This is a genomic window from Variovorax sp. GW821-FHT10D07, assembly GCF_059415325.1.
This window is the reverse complement of record NZ_JBWKMZ010000003.1, coordinates 398,446-415,819: the sequence shown is the minus strand read 5'-3', so window position 1 is coordinate 415,819 and position 17,374 is coordinate 398,446. Positions and strand designations below refer to the sequence as shown.

The 17,374-nt window shown below is 70.0% G+C and carries 17 protein-coding genes; 10 read left to right on the top strand and 7 right to left on the bottom strand.

Features of this window, described 5'->3' with window-relative positions; genetic code table 11:
- Positions 1 to 100: 100 nt before the first annotated feature.
- Complete coding sequence (gene dnaE / locus AC07PU_RS12320) at positions 101 to 3,619, bottom strand: DNA polymerase III subunit alpha (protein ID WP_093344342.1); 3,519 nt, start codon at positions 3,617 to 3,619, stop codon at positions 101 to 103.
- Between the two features lie 129 nt (positions 3,620 to 3,748).
- On the opposite strand from dnaE, the gene AC07PU_RS12315 reads away from it, so the two are divergent.
- From AC07PU_RS12315 to AC07PU_RS12295, 5 genes are all read left to right on the top strand, one after another.
- Positions 3,749 to 4,543 carry a sulfurtransferase gene (locus AC07PU_RS12315; protein WP_495317778.1) on the top strand — a complete coding sequence of 265 codons (795 nt, stop codon included), beginning with the start codon at positions 3,749 to 3,751 and terminating at the stop codon, positions 4,541 to 4,543.
- Positions 4,544 to 4,558: 15 nt separating this feature from the next.
- A complete protein-coding gene (locus AC07PU_RS12310) occupies positions 4,559 to 5,266 on the top strand; it encodes a response regulator (RefSeq protein WP_093344346.1) in 708 nt (235 codons plus the stop codon).
- Entirely contained in the window at positions 5,226 to 6,788 is a 1,563-nt protein-coding gene (locus AC07PU_RS12305; RefSeq protein ID WP_495317776.1) for a sensor histidine kinase, read from the top strand. The genes AC07PU_RS12310 and AC07PU_RS12305 overlap by 41 nt, the downstream gene beginning before the upstream one ends.
- A 101-nt stretch (positions 6,789 to 6,889) precedes the next feature.
- Positions 6,890 to 7,411 (top strand): tripartite tricarboxylate transporter TctB family protein, encoded by a 522-nt coding sequence (locus tag AC07PU_RS12300; RefSeq protein WP_371268817.1) that lies wholly within the window; start codon positions 6,890 to 6,892, stop codon positions 7,409 to 7,411.
- A 4-nt stretch (positions 7,412 to 7,415) separates the two neighbouring features.
- On the top strand, positions 7,416 to 8,975 hold the full coding sequence (locus tag AC07PU_RS12295; protein WP_093344351.1) for a tripartite tricarboxylate transporter permease: 1,560 nt from the start codon (positions 7,416 to 7,418) through the stop codon (positions 8,973 to 8,975).
- Position 8,976: 1 nt separating this feature from the next.
- On the opposite strand, the gene AC07PU_RS12290 is transcribed toward AC07PU_RS12295, so the two are convergent.
- Positions 8,977 to 9,390, bottom strand: a complete 414-nt coding sequence (locus tag AC07PU_RS12290; protein ID WP_093344353.1) for a hypothetical protein — start codon at positions 9,388 to 9,390, stop codon at positions 8,977 to 8,979.
- 143 nt (positions 9,391 to 9,533) lie between these two features.
- Between AC07PU_RS12290 and AC07PU_RS12285 the strand changes: the two genes are divergently transcribed.
- A complete protein-coding gene (locus tag AC07PU_RS12285; protein ID WP_093344355.1) occupies positions 9,534 to 10,001 on the top strand; it encodes a GNAT family N-acetyltransferase in 468 nt (155 codons plus the stop codon).
- A gap of 3 nt (positions 10,002 to 10,004) precedes the next feature.
- Here AC07PU_RS12285 and AC07PU_RS12280 read toward each other — a convergent pair whose 3' ends face one another.
- From AC07PU_RS12280 to AC07PU_RS12265, 4 genes are read right to left on the bottom strand one after another with little or no spacing between them, the layout of a single operon-like run.
- The gene (locus AC07PU_RS12280; protein WP_495317772.1) at positions 10,005 to 10,934 is read right to left on the bottom strand and encodes a pirin family protein; all 930 of its coding nucleotides are present in this window, start codon (positions 10,932 to 10,934) and stop codon (positions 10,005 to 10,007) included.
- A 52-nt stretch (positions 10,935 to 10,986) separates the two neighbouring features.
- Positions 10,987 to 11,538 carry a flavodoxin family protein gene (locus tag AC07PU_RS12275; protein WP_208512818.1) on the bottom strand — a complete coding sequence of 184 codons (552 nt, stop codon included), beginning with the start codon at positions 11,536 to 11,538 and terminating at the stop codon, positions 10,987 to 10,989.
- Positions 11,539 to 11,575: 37 nt separating this feature from the next.
- Positions 11,576 to 12,055 (bottom strand): DoxX family protein, encoded by a 480-nt coding sequence (locus tag AC07PU_RS12270; protein ID WP_495318293.1) that lies wholly within the window; start codon positions 12,053 to 12,055, stop codon positions 11,576 to 11,578.
- 43 nt (positions 12,056 to 12,098) lie between these two features.
- Positions 12,099 to 12,800 carry a pirin family protein gene (locus AC07PU_RS12265; RefSeq protein ID WP_208512820.1) on the bottom strand — a complete coding sequence of 234 codons (702 nt, stop codon included), beginning with the start codon at positions 12,798 to 12,800 and terminating at the stop codon, positions 12,099 to 12,101.
- Between the two features lie 165 nt (positions 12,801 to 12,965).
- Here AC07PU_RS12265 and AC07PU_RS12260 point away from each other — a divergent pair, with 165 nt between their 5' ends.
- From AC07PU_RS12260 to trmB, 4 genes are all read left to right on the top strand, one after another.
- Positions 12,966 to 13,919, top strand: a complete 954-nt coding sequence (locus tag AC07PU_RS12260; RefSeq protein WP_093344364.1) for a LysR family transcriptional regulator — start codon at positions 12,966 to 12,968, stop codon at positions 13,917 to 13,919.
- A gap of 117 nt (positions 13,920 to 14,036) precedes the next feature.
- Entirely contained in the window at positions 14,037 to 15,152 is a 1,116-nt protein-coding gene (locus AC07PU_RS12255; protein WP_495317769.1) for an NAD(P)/FAD-dependent oxidoreductase, read from the top strand.
- A 39-nt stretch (positions 15,153 to 15,191) separates the two neighbouring features.
- Positions 15,192 to 16,106 (top strand): tRNA glutamyl-Q(34) synthetase GluQRS, encoded by a 915-nt coding sequence (gluQRS, locus tag AC07PU_RS12250; protein WP_495317767.1) that lies wholly within the window; start codon positions 15,192 to 15,194, stop codon positions 16,104 to 16,106.
- The gene (gene trmB, locus AC07PU_RS12245; protein WP_495317765.1) at positions 16,103 to 16,846 is read left to right on the top strand and encodes a tRNA (guanosine(46)-N7)-methyltransferase TrmB; all 744 of its coding nucleotides are present in this window, start codon (positions 16,103 to 16,105) and stop codon (positions 16,844 to 16,846) included. The genes gluQRS and trmB overlap by 4 nt, the downstream gene beginning before the upstream one ends.
- 16 nt (positions 16,847 to 16,862) lie before the next feature.
- On the opposite strand, the gene AC07PU_RS12240 is transcribed toward trmB, so the two are convergent.
- Positions 16,863 to 17,336 carry an energy transducer TonB gene (locus tag AC07PU_RS12240; protein WP_495317763.1) on the bottom strand — a complete coding sequence of 158 codons (474 nt, stop codon included), beginning with the start codon at positions 17,334 to 17,336 and terminating at the stop codon, positions 16,863 to 16,865.
- Positions 17,337 to 17,374 lie beyond the last annotated feature (38 nt).

Genomic DNA, 17,374 nt, shown 5'->3' with positions numbered 1-17,374 from the left:
CCGGTTGAAAACGCGCAGGCGCGGGGCCTGCCCCCATAAGAAGGCCCGGCCCGCGAGGAGTTCCCGTTATCGCTTTTCGCCGTCCCTGCGCGCCGCGCGGTTATTCGTAGATGACCGCGGCCTTGCCCGCCTCGGCCTGCGCGGTCCAGCTCGCGAGCGCCGCATCGGTCGGGAAGAACTTCGCGCGCTCGCCGAGCTGCAGCTCGACCTGCGCGCCGCCACGCGCCATCGACAGGCGCACCGGCAGGCCCTGCACCAGCTCGCCATGCTCGCTCTGCTCGGTGCGCGCCGGGAAGTCCTTGAGCAGGCGCGCGATGTCGGGCGCCTTGCCGTTGACCGCCACGCGCAGGAACTTGCCGAAGCGGCAGCGCGCGCTGGCCAGGTCCCAGACCTGCTGCACCTGGAAGCGCGCCTCGAAGCCGCCGCGCGCAGGCTGCAGCCGGCCCGAGACGATCACGAGTTCGTCGTCCTTGAGCGTGTTGCGGTTGGCGTTCATCAGCGCCTCGTCGGCGGTGGCGTCGATCGAGTCGGACTTGTCGTCGAGCTTGAAGATCGCGAGCCGGCCGCGCTGGCCGTTGATGACGCGGAAGTCGCTCACGATGCCCGCGATCACCTGCTGGTCGCGGCTGTCGAGCAGGTCGGTGATCTCGCGCTTGCAGAAGCGCCGCACCTCGTGCGAGACCTCGTCGAACAGATGGCCCGACAGGTAGAAGCCGACCGCCGTCTTCTCGAAGGTCAGGCGTTCCTTCACGCCCCAGGGCGTGGCGTCGACCAGCTCGGGCTCGGCCGTGGCCGAGCCGTGCTCGCTGTCGCCGAAGATGTCGACCTGCGCGGCATTGGCCGCGGTCGCGTTGGCGAATTCGAAGGCGCGGTCGACCGAGGCGATCAACGAGGCGCGGTTCTGCTGGATGGCATCGAAGGCGCCGGCCTTGATCAGCGCCTCGACCGTGCGCTTGTTGATGCGCTGGCGGTCGATGCGCACGCAGAAGTCGTACAGGCTCTTGAACGGACCGCCCTCCTCGCGCGCGCGCACCACGGCCTCGACCGCGAGCTGGCCCGTGCCCTTGACGGCGCCCAACCCGTAGCGGATGACCTTGTCGGTGACCGGCTCGAAGCGGTAGTTGCCGCGGTTCACGTCCGGCGGCTCGAAGGTGAGGCCGAAGTTCTTCTGCGCGTCCTCGAACAGCACCTTGAGCTTGTCGGTGTCGTCCATTTCCACCGTCATGTTGGCGCAGAAGAATTCGGCCGTGTAGTGGACCTTGAGCCAGCCCGTGTGATAGGCCAGCAGCGAGTAGGCGGCGGCGTGCGACTTGTTGAAGCCGTAGCCCGCGAACTTCTCCATCAGGTCGAAGATCTCGTCGGCCTTGTCCTGCGCGATGCCGTGCGTGCTCAGGGCACCCGCGCGGAATTTCTCGCGGTGCTCGGCCATCTCCTCGAGCTTCTTCTTGCCCATCGCGCGGCGCAGCAGGTCGGCGCCGCCGAGCGAGTAGCCGCCCAGGATCTGCGCGGTCTGCATCACCTGCTCCTGGTAGACCATGATCCCGTAGGTCTCCGAGAGCATCTGGGCCACGGCCGGGTGCGGATACTCCACGTCCTCGCGGCCGTGCTTGCGCGCCACGAAGCTGGGGATCAGGTCCATCGGGCCCGGGCGGTACAGCGCGTTGAGCGCGATCAGGTCCTCGAGCCGGGTCGGCCGCGCATCCTTCAGCATGCCCTGCATGCCGCGCGATTCGAACTGGAACACGGCCTCGGTCTTGCCCTCGGAGAACAGCCGGTAGGTCGGCCCGTCGTTGAGCGGAATGTTCTCGTAGGCGAAGTTCTCGCGGCCCTTGTGCCGCTTCATGATGAACTCGCGCGCGATCTCGAGGATCGTCAGCGTGGCCAGGCCCAGAAAGTCGAACTTCACGAGGCCGATGGCCTCCACGTCGTCCTTGTCGTACTGGCTCACGGCCGAGTCGCTGCCGGGCTGCTGGTAGAGCGGGCAGAAGTCGGTGAGCTTGCCGGGCGCGATCAGCACGCCGCCGGCGTGCATGCCGATGTTGCGGGTCATGCCTTCGAGCTTCTGCGCCAGCTCGACCACGGTCTTGACCTCTTCCTCCTTCTCGAGCCGCTCCGCGAGCTGCGGCTCCATCTCGAGCGCGTAGTTGTTCTTGTCGCCCTCGATCTTCTGCGCCGGCGGGTACTGCAGCGTGACCGACATGCCGGGCTTGTTCGGGATCAGCTTGCTGATGCCGTCGCAGAACATGTAGCTCATGTCGAGCACCCGGCCCACGTCGCGGATGGCCGCGCGCGCGGCCATGGTGCCGAAGGTGGCGATCTGGCTCACGGCATTGCGGCCGTACTTGTCCTTCACGTAGTCGATCACGCGGTCGCGGTTGCCCTGGCAGAAGTCGATGTCGAAGTCGGGCATCGAGACGCGCTCGGGATTCAGGAAGCGTTCGAACAGCAGGTTGTATTCGAGCGGATCGAGGTCGGTGATCTTCAGCGCGTAGGCCACCAGCGAACCCGCGCCCGAGCCCCGGCCGGGGCCGACCGGGCAGCCGTTCTGCTTGGCCCAGTTGATGAAGTCGCCCACGATCAGGAAGTAGCCCGGGAACCCCATCTTCAGGATGGTGTTGATCTCGAACTCGAGCCGCTCGACATAGCGCGGCCGCTGCGCATCGCGCTTGGCCGCGTCGGGGAACAGGTGCTCGAGGCGCTTCTCGAGCCCCTCGAACGATTCCTGGCGGAAGAACTCGTCGATCGGCATGCGCACGCCTTCGCTCACGAAGGGCGTGGGGAAGTCGGGCAGCTGCGGCTTGCCGAGCACCAGCGTCAGGCTGCAGCGCTTGGCGATCTCGACCGTGTTGGCCAATGCGCTCGGGATGTCGGCGAACAGCGCCTGCATCTCGGCGCTCGACTTGAAGTACTGCTCGGGCGTGAAGCGGCGCACGCGCCGCGGGTTGCCGAGGATCTCGCCCTCGGAGATGCACACGCGCGCCTCGTGCGCCTCGTAGTCCTCGCGCGTGGCGAACTGCACCGGGTGCGTGGCCACCACCGGCAGCCCCAGCCGCGCGGCCAGTTGCACCGCGGCCAGCACGTGCGGCTCGTCCTCGGGACGGCCGGCGCGCTGCAGCTCGATGTAGAAGCGGTGCGGGAAGATGCCCGCGAGGCGCAGCGCGAGCTCGGCCGCGCGTTCGCCCTGCCCCGCGGCCAGCGGCGCGCCGAGCGGGCCGGCCTGCGCGCCCGACAGCGCGATCAGCCCGCCTTGCAGTTCCTCCACCCATTCGAGCTTGCAGGCCGCCTGGGCCTGGCCGCGGCCGACGTTCTGCGTCCAGGCGCGTGCCAGCAGCTCCGAGAGGTTGAGGTAGCCCTGCTTGTTCTGCACCAGCAGCACGATGCGCGTGAGCGTCGCGGCATCCTTGCCCATGCCCTCGAGGAAGATCTCGGCGCCGATCACGGGCTTGACGCCCTTGCCGCGCGCTTCCTTGTAGAACTTGATCCCGCCGAACAGGTTGTTGAGATCGGTGATGGCCATCGCGGGCTGCTTGTCGGCAGCGGCGGCCTTGACGACTTCGTCGATGCGGTTGGTGCCGTCGACGACGGAGAACTCGGTGTGCAGGCGCAGGTGAACGAACATCCGTCCATTGTAGGAAGGCGGGCCTCCACGATGTGAGTTGGCGCGGCCCCTATTGACACCCGGGCCGCCAGTGGTTCGGGAGTGCCCGAGTCAGGAACGGGTCAACCTGCGGCGCCTAGAATTCCCGCCGTGCAAGAGACCCAAGAGATATTGAACATCGCGGCCTACAAGTTCGTGGCCATCGACGACGGCCCGGTGCTGCGCGAACGCCTGCTGGAGCGCAGCCGCGCGCTCGGCCTGATGGGCACGATCCTGATCGCGCCCGAGGGTATCAACATGTTTCTGGCCGGCGAGCCCGACGCGATGGCGGACTTCCTGGCCGGCGTGCGCGCCGATGCGCGCTTCGCCGACCTCGAGACCAAGGACAGCTGGTCGGCCGCCCAGCCGTTCCGGCGCATGCTGGTGAAGCTCAAGCGCGAGATCATCCGCATGGACCATCACGCGATCCAGCCCGCGGCCGGCCGCGCGCCGGGCGTGGACGCGCCCACGCTCAAGCGCTGGCTCGACCAGGGCCACGACGACGCGGGCCGCGCGATTGCGCTGCTCGACACGCGCAATGCCTTCGAGGTCGACCACGGCAGCTTCGAGGGCGCGATCGACTGGCGCATCGAGAAATTCACCGAGTTCCCGCCTGCGCTGCGCGCGCACCGCGCCGAGTTCGCGGGCAAGACGGTGGTGAGCTTCTGCACCGGCGGCATCCGCTGCGAGAAGGCCGCGATCCTGATGCGCGAGGAAGGCGTCGACAACGTGCTGCAGCTCGAGGGCGGCATCCTCAAGTACTTCGAGCTGGTGGGCGGCGCCCACTACCAGGGCGACTGCTTCGTGTTCGACGGCCGCGAGGCGCTCGCGCCCGACCTCAGCGCCCGCGCGGCCAAGGCCAGCGCGCGCGCCGCCGAAGACCCCGATCTCCACAAGAAACGATAGGCCGACCGCCCCGCGATGCGCATCCTGCTGGTGGAAGACGAACTGGACATGGCCTCCTGGCTGGTGCGCGCGCTCACGCAGAGCGGCTTCGTCACCGACCATGCGCCCGATGCGCGCACCGCCGAGGCCTTCATGGCCGGCACCGAGTACGACGCGGTGGTGCTCGACCTGCGGCTGCCCGACAAGCACGGCCTCGCGGTGCTGGCCGACATGCGCAATGCCGACGACCGCACGCCGGTGCTGATCCTCACCGCGCAGGGCGCGCTGCAGGACCGCGTGCGCGGCCTGCATCTCGGCGCCGACGATTTCCTCACCAAGCCCTTCGAGCTGGTCGAGCTCGAGGCGCGGCTGACCGCGCTGGTGCGGCGCAGCCGCGGCCGGCAGCATCCGCGGCTGCAGTGCGCCTCGCTGGCCTACGACGGCGAGAGCCATGCCTTCACGCTGCGCGGCACGCTGCTGGCGCTCACGCCGCGCGAGCACGCGGCGCTGAGCGCGCTGCTGATGCGCAGCGGCTCGCCGGTCGGCAAGTCGCAGCTGTTCGGCAAGGTGTTCACCAACGACAGCACCGCCGGACCCGATGCGATCGAGGTGGTGCTGCACCGGCTGCGGCGCAAGCTCGCCGACAGCGACGTGCGCATCGTCACCGTGCGCGGGCTGGGCTACATGCTCGAAGGCATCGCCGATGGACCCGCACGCGCCGCCGCCGTCTCCACCCCCCACTGAAAGCTGGCGCTTCGGCATCCGCGCGCGCCTGCTGGCGCTGCTGCTGCCGGGCATGGTCGCGCTGCTCGCGCTCGACAGCTGGAGCAACTACCAGGCGCTGACCGAGAGCCTGGTCGACGCCTACGACCAGAGCCTGCTCGAGCCCGTGCAGGCGCTGGCCAACGGCATCGTGGTCGCGAGCGACGGCAGCGTGCGCGTGCAGGAGGCCTTCTCGGTGCAGGCGATGTTCGAGTCGACCCACCTGCGCTACAAGTACCTGCACGTGGGTGCGGCGCCGCTGGCCAGGGGCGAGGCCGGCACCGAGGAGACGCTGATGGGCGTGCCCGACCTGCCCGCCCCGCCGGCGAAGACCGCGACCGGCGCCGACGACGCGCCGGTGTTCTACGACGCGGTCTACCAGCAGCACCCGGTGCGCGTGGCCGCGCTGCGCCAGACGGTCTACAACAGCCACGCGGGCAGTGCCTACACCGTGCTGATCCAGGCCGCCGAAGGCACCGGCCCGCGCCAGCGCGCGGTGGACGAGTCGCTGCGCCAGGAGTTGCTGCGCGCCGCGCGCATGGTGCTGGTGATGGCGCTGCTGGTGTGGCTGGGCGTGGCCTGGACGCTGCGCCCGCTCGAGCGGCTGCGCCGCTCGCTGCGCGAGCGCGCGCGCGACGACATCAAGCCGCTCGAACCGGCCGGCGTGCCGCAGGAGGTGGTGCCGCTGGTCGATGCGGTCAACCACCACATCGGGCGCCATCGCCGCATGGTGGCCGAGCATTCGCAGTTCCTCGCCGATGCCTCGCACCAGCTGCGCACGCCGCTGGGCATCCTGTCGATCCAGGCCGGCTACGCGGTGCGCGAGACCGACCCCGAGCGCATGCGCGAATCGCTGCATGCGATCGTCGCGCAGCTCGCGCGCACGCGGCGCCTGAGCGAACAACTGCTGGCGCTCGCGCACGCGACGCACGAGGACGAGACCGGGGCCGCCGCGCCCGGGATCGTCGACCTCAACGCGATCGCGCGCGCCGTGGTGCTGCAGTACCTGCCGCTCGCGCGCGAGCACGACCAGGACCTGGGCTGGGTCGATGCGCGCGGCGACACCGCGGCCGAGGGCCTCGCCGCGCCCGACGAGGAAGAGGACGCGGCATCGCCCGTGATCCCGGTGCGCGCCAACGCCGAGGAGCTGCACGAGCTGCTCGCGAACCTGGTGCACAACGCGATCAAGTACACGCCGCGTGGCGGCAACATCACGGTGACGGTGCGGCGCGATGCCTCGCAGGCGCTGGCCGAGGTCTGCGACAGCGGCCCCGGCATCGCGCCCGAGCGGCGTGCCAGCGTGTTCGAGCGCTTCCAGCGCGACCCGGCCCCGCATGGCGCGAACGCACCCGCGATGCAGGGCGCCGGGCTCGGCCTCACCATCGCGCGCGGCTATGCGCGGCGCAACGGCGGCGAGATCCTGCTCGACAGCGCCGACATGCCCGAGAGCGCCAACGGCGGCGGGCTGCGCGCGATCCTCCGATTGCCGCTCGCTCGTACGTGATAACACGTATTTTGGGCCTCGAAGGCCCTTGCAAGCGTGTTGCGAAAGGGGATTGAAAGGCCCGCTTCCTAGACTGCATTGCTTCAGCCCGAAGGAGACATATGCAGCACAGCACGGGTGGTGGCGCGGCCTCGCAGGCATCGCGCGCCCCATCGAAATTCAAGAAAGACTATTACGGCGGAGCCCTGATGGTGATCGTCGGACTGGCCGCCGCCTACGCCGGCTACGGCTACCGCGTCGGCGAACTCGCGCACATGGGACCGGGCTTCTTCCCGGTCGCGCTCGGGCTGCTTTTGGCCTTCATCGGCCTCTTGATGGTGATCTCGGCGCGCGGCCAGCAACCGGCGCCCGAGGCCGCCGTCTCGCACGGCCATCCCGCCGGCCTGCCCGACCTGCGCGGCTGCGTCTGCATCGTGCTGGGCATCCTGGCCTTCCTGCTGCTCGGCGAGTACGGCGGGCTGTTGCCCGCGACCTTCGCGATCGTGTTCATCTCGGCGCTCGGCGACCGCGACAACACGCTGCGCGAAGCGCTGCTGCTCGCGCTCGCGATGATGGCCATCGCGGTGGTGGTGTTCTGGTGGGCGCTGAGCCTGCAGTTGCCGCTGTTCCAGTGGGGAGGCTGAGACCATGATCGGACAATCGCTCCACGACCTCTGGTTCGGCTTCGGCGTCGCGTTCCAGGGCTCCAACCTGCTCTGGTCCTTCTTCGGCGTGCTGGTGGGCAACCTCATCGGCGTGCTGCCCGGCATGGGCGCGCTGCAGGCCATCTCGATCCTGCTGCCGCTCACCTACGTGATGCACCCGGTGCCCGCCATCCTGATGCTGGCCGGCATCTTCTACGGTTCGCAGTACGGCGGCGCGATCGGCGCCATCCTGATGAACATGCCCTCGCACCCGCCGCACGCGGTGACCTGCCTCGACGGCTACCCGATGACCAAGCAGGGCAAGGGTGGCGTGGCGCTCGGCGTGACGATGATCTCCTCGTTCTTCGCCGCCTCGGTGGGCATCGTGGTGATGATCTTCGCCTCGCCGCTGCTGGTGCAGATCGCGTTCAAGTTCGGCCCGACCGAGATCTTCTCGATCATGATGCTGGGCCTGCTCGCGGGCTCGACCATGTCGCGCGGCTCGGCGCTCAAGGGCGTGGCGATGACGGTGTTCGGCCTGCTGTGCGGCGTGGTTGGCACCGACGTCAACAGCGGCAGCTTCCGCTTCGCCTTCGACCTGCCCGAGCTCAGTGATGGCCTCGAGCTGGTCGCGATCTCGATGGGCCTGTTCGGCGTGGCCGACTTCCTGCTCAACGTGAACCGCATGAAGAGCATCGGCGACACCGGCACGCTCAAGCTCAGCGACATGCGCCCGAGCAAGGAAGAGCTCAAGCGCGCCTTCCCCGCCATGATCCGCGGCACCATCGTGGGCACGATCTTCGGCGCGATGCCGGGCACCGGCCCGACCATCACCACCTTCATCGCCTATGCGCTCGAGCGCAAGGTGTCGAAGACGCCCGCGGCCTTCGGCACCGGCATGATCGAAGGCGTGGCCGGGCCCGAGGCCTCGGCGCATTCGAAGACGCAGGTCGACTTCATCCCGACCATGAGCCTGGGCATCCCGGGTGACGCGGTGATGGCGCTGATCCTCGGCGCGCTGCTGATCCAGGGCATCCAGCCCGGCCCGCAGCTGATCACCGAGCACCCGGACATCTTCTGGGGCCTGATCGCCAGCTTCTGGATCGGCAACGTGATCCTGGTGGTGCTCAACGTGCCGCTGATCGGGGTCTGGGTGAAGCTGCTGAAGGTGCCCTACAAGTACCTGTTCCCGGCGGCGATGTTCTTCATCGCGGTGGGCGTGTTCAGCACGCAGAACAGCCTGTTCCAGATCTGGGAGGTGCTGGTGTTCGGCATCATCGGCGCGCTGCTGATGTCGCTCGAGTTCTCGGTCGCGCCGATCCTGCTGGGCTTCGTGCTCGGGCCGATGGTGGAGGAGAACTTCCGCCGCGCGCTGTTGCTCTCGCGCGGCGACATGTCGGTGTTCGTCACGCGCCCGATCAGCGGCACCTTCATCGGGCTGTGCGTGCTGCTGCTGATCGGCGTGGGCTACTCGGCCTGGCGCGGCTCGCGCCGCAAGTCGCAGCTGCTGCCCGATGCGCCCGACGGTGCGCCACCGGCCGAAGCGGTGACGCTGGGCAAGTAGTTCAGAGGCCTTCGGCGAAGGCCAGCACGCGGCGCCCGTCGGCCTCGGTGTAGACCGCGGCCGGCGTGAGCCCCACATAGCGGCCGCCCTCGTGCGGCCGCGCTTCCACCAGCTGGAAGCCCACCACCTCGCCCGACTTCACGTAGCGCGTCTCGATGTAGATGCCGGTCTGGCCGGCCTTGTTGATCGGCAACTGCGCGACCGCCGCATAGTCCTCGGCCTTGAGCAGCGCGGTCAGGCGGTCCTTGAGGTGGAAGTCGTACCAGGCCTGCTTGTAGACCTGCGACTCGCCGGTCTTCACGTGCTTGAGCATCACCAGCAGCTTGCGCTGGAACAGCTTGAGTTCCTTCATCAGGAATTCGAACAGGTCGCCGTACTCGCCCGGTGCCGTTTCCGGCGTCTTCTGAATGGCCATCTCGCCTCGCTCGCTTTCTTCAACGTCGTTGTGGTTGTGGGTCGCGAGGCCGGTGTTCCCTCCCCCGCGGCGGGCGCACTTTACTATCGGACGATGGCATTTCGCGCCGCCTGGCGCGCGAACGATGCAACAGAGTTTCACAAGTGAACCCAATAGTTTTCAGAACCGCGACGCGCGCCGACCTGGCCGCCATCGTCGCCCTGCTCGCCGACGATCCGCTGGGCCGCGAACGCGAGGCCGCGGGTGCTTCACCCGATGCCGTCGATGCGCGCTACGTCGCCGCCTTCGAGGCCATCGCGGCCGATGCGAACCAGCAACTGGTGGTGGTGACCGAGGGCGACACGGTGGTCGGCACGCTGCAGCTCTCGTTCATCCCGGGCATCGCGCGCCAGGGCGCATGGCGCGGCCAGATCGAGGCCGTGCGCATCGCGGCGCAGCGGCGCGATGCGGGGCTGGGCCAGCGGATGTTCGAGTGGGCGATCGCGCGCTGCCGCGAGCGGGGCTGCACCCTGGTGCAGCTCACGACCGACAAGCGCCGGCCCGATGCCCATCGCTTCTACGAGCGGCTGGGCTTCGTGGCGAGCCACGAGGGCTACAAGCTCGCGCTGTAGAACTCAGGTGGGCGTGCTGCCCGTGTCGGGCTCGCGCACGCCGAAGGGCTTGCCCGGCAGCGGAATGAACTCGGTCTCGCCGGGCACGTGGCCCATGCGCTGCGCGGCCCAGTCCTCGCCCGCCTGCAGGATGCGTTCGCGCCGGCTCGAGACGAAGTTCCAGGTGATGTAGCGCGGACCGTCGAGCGGCTCGCCGCCGATCACCACCAGCCGCACCGGCGCGGTCACGGGTGCCGTGAGGTTGGCACCCTGCCCGTCGGCCAGCACCGCCATGATGTGCATCGGTGCCACGACGCCGTCGATGCCGACGTCGCCATCGATCGGGTAGACCGCGAGCTCGGGCGCCAGCGCGGGCAACGCGAAGCTCGCGCCGGCCGGCAGGGCGATGTCGAGGTAGACGGTCTGCGAGAAGGTCGTGACGGGCGAGCGCACGCCGAAGGCCTCGCCCACCAGCACGCGCACGCCCACGCCCTGCTCGAACAGGGCAGGAATGGCGTCGGACGCGGTGTGCTCGAAGCTGGGTTCGACCTCTTCATGGGCCTGCGGCAGCGCGGCCCACAGCTGCAGGCCGTGATTGACGAAGGTCTCGGCCAGCAGGCGCTCGGGCTTGCGCTCGGAGTGCACGATGCCGCGGCCCGAGGTCATCCAGTTGATGGCGCCCGGCAGGATCTCCTGCACGCTGCCGATGCTGTCGCGGTGCATCATCGCGCCCTCGAACAGGTAGGTGACGGTGGCCAGGCCGATGTGCGGATGCGGACGCACGTCGTGCGAGTTGCCCGGCTGCTCGGTGGCCGGGCCGAAATGGTCGAAGAACACGAAGGGGCCGACCGAGCGGCGCACGGCCGCGGGCAGCAGGCGCCGCACGTTGAAGCCGCCCCCCAGGTCCTTGTCATGCGGTTGCAGCAAACGGGTGGTGGGGGTGGCGTCGGTCATCGTGTTCTCTCCGTGGGTGCCCCGGGCCGGGGGCGGCCCGCGCAGGCGGTGGTCAGCCGCGCGATCTTGCCACCGCGGCCACGCGCTCGCCGAAAGACCGCGCGGTGTCGAGGTCACCGCGGGGGATCTCGGCCGGGCTCGCGTCCGAGGGCGACTGCGTCAGCAGGCCGCCGTAGCCGCCGATGTAGTTGGTCGAATCGCGCGTGGCGGCCTTGTTGTTGGTCGGCAGGATGCCCATGCTGACCCAGATGCCGCTGTGCTGCATCGCGAGCGTCCACAGGTAGGTCATGGTCGTGACCTTGTCGCCGTTGATGGTGGCGCTGTTGGTGAAGCCGGCGAACAGCTTGTCCTTCCAGCCCTGCGTGTACCAGACCTTCGACGATGCATCGGCGAATTTCTTGAACTGCCAGCTCACGCCGCCCATGTAGGTGGGCGAGCCGAAGATGATCGCGTCGGCCGCGGCCAGGGTTTCCCAGCCGCCCTCGGGCAGGTTGCCGTCGGCGTCGATGGCGAGCAGTTGCGCGCCGGCGCCGTCGGCCACGGCCTGCGCCACGCGCTGGGTATGGCCGTAGCCGGAATGGAAGACGATGACGATGTTGGCCATGTTCGGTTGCTCCTCGTGGTGGATGGGTGGGCGCGGCTCAGCGCTTGTCGATGCTGAAGCGGCCCGGGCCGAAGGCGGCGAAGGCGAGCAGGCCGCCGGCGATGGCCATGTTCTTGTTGAAGTTGATCTGCTGCATCATCTTCATCGCATCGGGCACGGCCCAGTACTTGTGGAAGAACAGCGCGGTCACGACGGTGAAGATGGCCATGACGATCGCGGTCCAGCGGGTCTTGAAGCCCAGCAGCAGCGCGATGCCCAGGCCGAGTTCGATGACGATCGCGACCGCGGCCGCCACCTCGGGCAGCGGCAGGCCGGCCGAGGTGATGTAGCCCACGGTGCCGCCGAAGCCCATGAGCTTGCCGATGCCGGCCGGGATGAACAGGTAGGCGATCAGGATGCGGCCGATCAGCGCGAGCGTGTCCTGCGCGCCGTTGGGGGTTGCGGTGGTGGTGGTCATTGCTGGGAACTCCTCTGTGGTTGTGGATCGGGAAACGTGAAAAACAAGGAGGGTGAGCAGGAAGACGCGCCCCGCGGACGGGGCGCCTCCCCTTCTACACCGCTCAGGCGGCCAGGTCGAACACCAGCACCTCGGCGTCCTTGCCGGCGGCCAGCGTCAGTTGCGATTCGCCTTCGAGCAGCGCGGCGTCGCCGCCCGCGAGCTTGCGGCCATTGACCTCGAGCTCGCCGCGCACCAGGTGCACGTAGCCCTTGCGCTTCGGATCGAGCGCGAGGCTCGCGGTCTCGTCGCCATCGAGCAGGCCCGCGAACAGGCGCGCATCGGCATGCACCGTCACCGAGCCGTCGGCGCCGTCGGGCGAGGCCACCAGGCGCAGCTTGCCGCGCTTCTCGGCAGCATCGAAGCGCTTCTGCTCGTAGCCCGGCTCGATGCCGCGCACGTTGGGCTGGATCCAGATCTGCAGGAAGTGCGTGGTCTCGTCGGCCTTGTGGTTGAACTCGCTGTGCATCACGCCGCGGCCGGCGCTCATGCGCTGCACGTCGCCGGGCGGGATCGATTCCACGTTGCCCATGCTGTCCTTGTGCGCCAGCTCGCCCGAGAGCACGTAGCTGATGATCTCCATGTCCTTGTGGCCATGGGTGCCGAAGCCGGCGCCGGCGGCCACGCGGTCCTCGTTGATCACGCGCAGGTTGCCGAAGCCCATGTGGGCCGGGTCGTAGTAGTTGGCGAAGGAAAAGCTGTGGAACGACCGCAGCCAGCCGTGGTCGGCATAACCGCGTTCCTGGGATTTACGGACTTGCAACATCGTCGGACTCCTTGGGCCGGGCCCCGTGGGGGAAACCTTCGGCCTTCTTCGTATGCCGCGCCGGATGCGCAGCGGATGGGAAGAACTTTAGGCCCGCGCCCCCGAGGGAAAAGCGCCGCGCTTTGATGGCATCATTCAAATTTTTTGAATGATGGAGCCGCGACCATGCCCAGCCCCCGCGACGTGCTGACCCCCGATGCGCTCGCCATGCTGCAGACCGTGGCCCACACCGGCAGCTTCGCCGCGGCGGCGCGCGCGCTCGACCTGGTGCCCAGCGCGCTGAGCTACCGCGTGCGCCAGATCGAGGATGCGCTCGACGTGCTGCTGTTCGACCGCAGCGCGCGGCAGGCGAAATTGACCGAGGCCGGCGCCGAGCTGCTGCGCGAGGCGGCGCGGCTGCTCGGCGAGATCGACGCCGTGGCCAACCGCGTGAAGCGCGTGGCCACCGGCTGGGAGCCGATGCTCACGATCGCGGTCGACAGCGTGATCGCGCGCGATCCGCTGCTCGACCTCGCCACCGCCTTCTTCGCGCTCGAGCCGCCGACCCGCCTGAAGCTGCGCGACGAGACCCTGCTGGGCACCATCGAGGCGCTGACCAGCGGCGAGGCCGACCTCGCGATCGGCGCGGTGCTCGACGCCGCCAGCCTGGCCCTGACCGCCACCGGCCTGCGCAGCCGGCCGCTGGGCACCTTGCGCTTCGTCTATGCGATGGCGCCGCACCATCCGCTCGCGCGGCTCGAGGAGCCCCTGAGCGACGCGGTGCTGCGCCAGTACCGCGCCGTGGCCGCGGCCGACTCGGCGCGCAGCAGTCCCGGCCTCACGGTCAACCTGGTCGGCGGGCAGGACGTGCTGACGGTGCCGACGATGCAGGCCAAGCTCGCGGCGCAGCTGCACGGCCTGGGCGGCGGCTTCCTGCCCGAGCCGATGGCGCGGCCCTACATCGAGGCCGGCCACCTGGTCGAACGCCGCACCGAGCGCCAGCCGCCGCTGGGCACCATGCACTGCGCCTGGCGCGTGCGCGCGGCCGGCAAGCCCGGGCGCGCGCTCGAATGGTGGCTCGCGCAGTTCGAGCACGAGGGCACGCGGCTCGCGCTGCTCGAACGCCATCGCGGCCGCTGATGCCCGCGCGGCGCGCATCGTCGTTTGCCCCAGGGTGGCTGCGGCGCGCGCGAAGACCGGGTTAGAGTCGGCGCAGCATCCACCGTCTTCACCTCGTCACAAGAAAAGGGTCCAGCAATGACCACTCGTCCTCGCGCCAAGGCAGACCGCCACCGAACCCCGGCCCCTTCCCCCGACACAGCCCCCGACACGGCCGCCTCCGCACCGCGCCACTACGCCGTCGTCGGCGCCGGCATGGCCGGCGTGGCCTGCGCGCGCACGCTGGTGCAGGCCGGCCACCGCGTCACGCTGTTCGAGCGCGGCGACGGAGCGGGCGGCCGCATGGCCAGCGTCGACACCGCCTTCGGCCGCTTCGACAGCGGCGCGCAGTACTTCACCGTGCGCGACGCGCGCTTCGCGCTGGCGCTCGAGACCGTGCCCGGCCTGTGCCGGCGCTGGAGCGCCAACCTCGTGCGCGTGCTCGATGCCCACGGCCGCGTGGCCGAGGCCGCGCTGCCCTCGCTCGAATCGCACTGGGTGGCCCAGCCCGGCATGGACTCGCTGGTGGCGCAATGGGCCCGGCCGCTGGGCGACAGCCTGGTCACCGGCACGCAGGTCACGCGCATCGAGCCCGACGCGCTCGATGCCGCGCGCTGGCAGCTGCGCACCGCCGGTGCCGGCGACTCGCAGCGCGTGTACTCGGGCTTCGACGCGGTGCTGCTGGCGGTGCCGCCTTCGCGCGCCCGCGCGCTGCTCGAGGACGGCAAGCTGTCCCGCAGCATCAGCCGCCAGGTCGAGCCGGTGCGCATCGCGCCGTGCTGGACGCTGATGATCGCCTTCCCGCAGGCCAACCAGCCGACCATGTCGCACCTCGGCCCGCAATGGAATGCCGCGCGCAGCACGCACCACCGCGTGGCCTGGCTGGCGCGCGAATCGTCCAAGCCCGGGCGCGAACGCATCGAGCGCTGGACCCTGCAGGCCAGCGCCACCTGGTCGCAGGAACACCTGCGCGACGACGCGCCGCGCATCGAGGCCAAGCTGCTGCGCGCCTTCTCCGAGATCACCGGCATCCATGCCACGCCGGCCCATGCGCAGGCGCTGTGCTGGACCGAGGCCCAGACCCAGGTGCCGGTGGGCCAGAGCCACCTGTGGGACGCCAAGGCGCGCATCGGCGTGGCCGGCGACTGGTGCATCGGCCACCGCGTCGAGGACGCCTTCGTCTCGGGCCTGTCGCTCGCGCTCGCGGCGCTGTAGTTCGCGTTCCGGGGCCGGCCGCGGCCCCTGCTGTTCTTCATGCCTCCCGTCGGCCGCTTCGCTCCCTCGCCCACCGGCCCGCTGCACGCGGGCTCGCTGGTCGCCGCGCTCGCGAGCTGGCTCGACGTGCGCGCGCGCGGACCGCAGGCGCGCTGGCTGGTGCGCATCGAGGACGCCGACACCGAGCGCTGCCTGCCGGGCATGGGCGAGCGCATCCTGCGCCAGCTGGCCGACTGCGCGCTGATCCCCGACGAGGAACCCGTGTGGCAGACCGCGCGCACCGCGCGCTACGAGGCCGCGCTGGCGCGCCTGCGCGAACGCGGCCTCGCCTACCCCTGCGGCTGCTCGCGCAAGGACATCGACGCCGCGCTCGCGCGCCTGGGCCAGCAGCACGAGCGCCATGGCGAGCGCGTCTACCCCGGCACCTGCCGCGACGGCCTGCACGGCAAGCCCGCGCGCGCCTGGCGCTTCGCCACGCAGAAGTTCGAGGCCGCGGCGCCGGGCGAGCTCCACTGGACCGACCGCCGCCTGGGCGATCAAGGCCAGGACGTGGGCCGCGAGGTCGGCGACTTCGTGCTGCGCCGTGCCGACGGCCCCTGGGCCTACCAGCTCGCGGTGGTGGTCGACGATGCCGACCAGGGCGTGAGCGACGTGGTGCGCGGCGAGGACCTGGCCGACAACACGGCGCGCCAGATCCTGCTGCAACGCGCGCTCGGCCTGCCGACGCCGCGCTACCTGCACACGCCGCTGGTGCGCGGCGCCGACGGCCACAAGCTCTCGAAGCAGAACGGCGCGGCGGCCTTCGACACCGCGACGCCCGAGGCCGCGCGCGCCGCGCTCGAGGCCGCGGCGCGCGTGCTCGGCCTGGGCCCGGCCGCAGGTGCTTCGTGCGCCGAGGCGCTGGCCGGCTGGGTGCCCGCATGGCGCGCTCTCTACAATTCGCGGCCGCAATGACCTCTCCCGACACCGTGTCCCACGACCTTCCGCCCGCCGCCGACGACGCAGGCGACAGCACCACGCCCCATCCGCTGCACCGCCGCCTCAAGAGCTTCGTGAAGCGCGGCGGCCGCACCACCGACGGCCAGGCACGCGCCTTCGCCGAGCTGGGCCCGCTGTACCTGCTGCCCTACCGCGAGGAGACGCTGGACCTGGCCGCGGCCTTCGGCCGCGAGGCGCCGACCGTGCTCGAGATCGGCTTCGGCATGGGCGAGGCCACGGCCCACATCGCCACCGTGCGGCCCGACACCAACTTCCTCTGCTGCGAGGTGCACGAGCCCGGCGTGGGCGCGCTGCTCAAGCGCATCGGCGAGCAGAGCATCCCGAACATCCGCATCTGCGCGCACGATGCCGTCGAGGTGCTCGACCACATGCTGCAACCCGCCACGCTGGCCGGCGTGCACGTGTTCTTTCCCGATCCCTGGCACAAGAAGCGTCACAACAAGCGCCGGCTGATCCAGGCCGAGTTCGTGACCAAGCTCGCGCAGCACCTGCGCCCCGGCGGCTACATCCATTGCGCCACCGACTGGCAGCCCTATGCCGAGCAGATGCTCGAGGTGCTGTCGGCCGAGCCGCTGCTGCGCAACACCGCCGCCGACTACGCGCCCAAGCCCGATTACCGGCCGCTGACCAAGTTCGAGAACCGCGGCCTCAAGCTGGGCCACGGGGTCTGGGACCTGGTGTTCGAGCGCGCCTGAGCGCGGCGCCCCTTCCTCAGTCTTCGACGACGAAGCGGAACGGCAGCCGCATCGCGCTGCGCAGGCCCTGGCCGTTCGCGTCGCGCGCCGGTTCGAAGCGCCAGGCTTCGAGCGACTTCGTCACCACCTGCGACAGCAGCGGATGCGGCGAGCTGACGATCCGGATGCGATCGGCGCGCCCCTCGGGGTTCACGTCGAAGGCCGCGACCACCGTGCCCGCCACGCCCTGCTCGGCCAGCTGCGAGGGATAGCCCGGAATCGAGCGCTGCAGCACGCGCGCGTCGGACACCGGCGCCGGCCGGCGCGACGGTGTGGGATCGGCCATCGGCGCGGGCGCGATCGTGGGCGGCGCGGCGACTTCCAGCACGGGCGCCCCGGTCCCGCCCTGCGAGAAACCGGCCTCCGGCGTCTCCGGCGCCCTGTTCCGGGCCAGGTCGGTGCAACCGGCCACCACGGCACATCCCAGTGCCAGCACAGCGATCTTGTTCATGCCAGCGATTCTGCAGTGCGCAAAACTTCCCGCCGGGC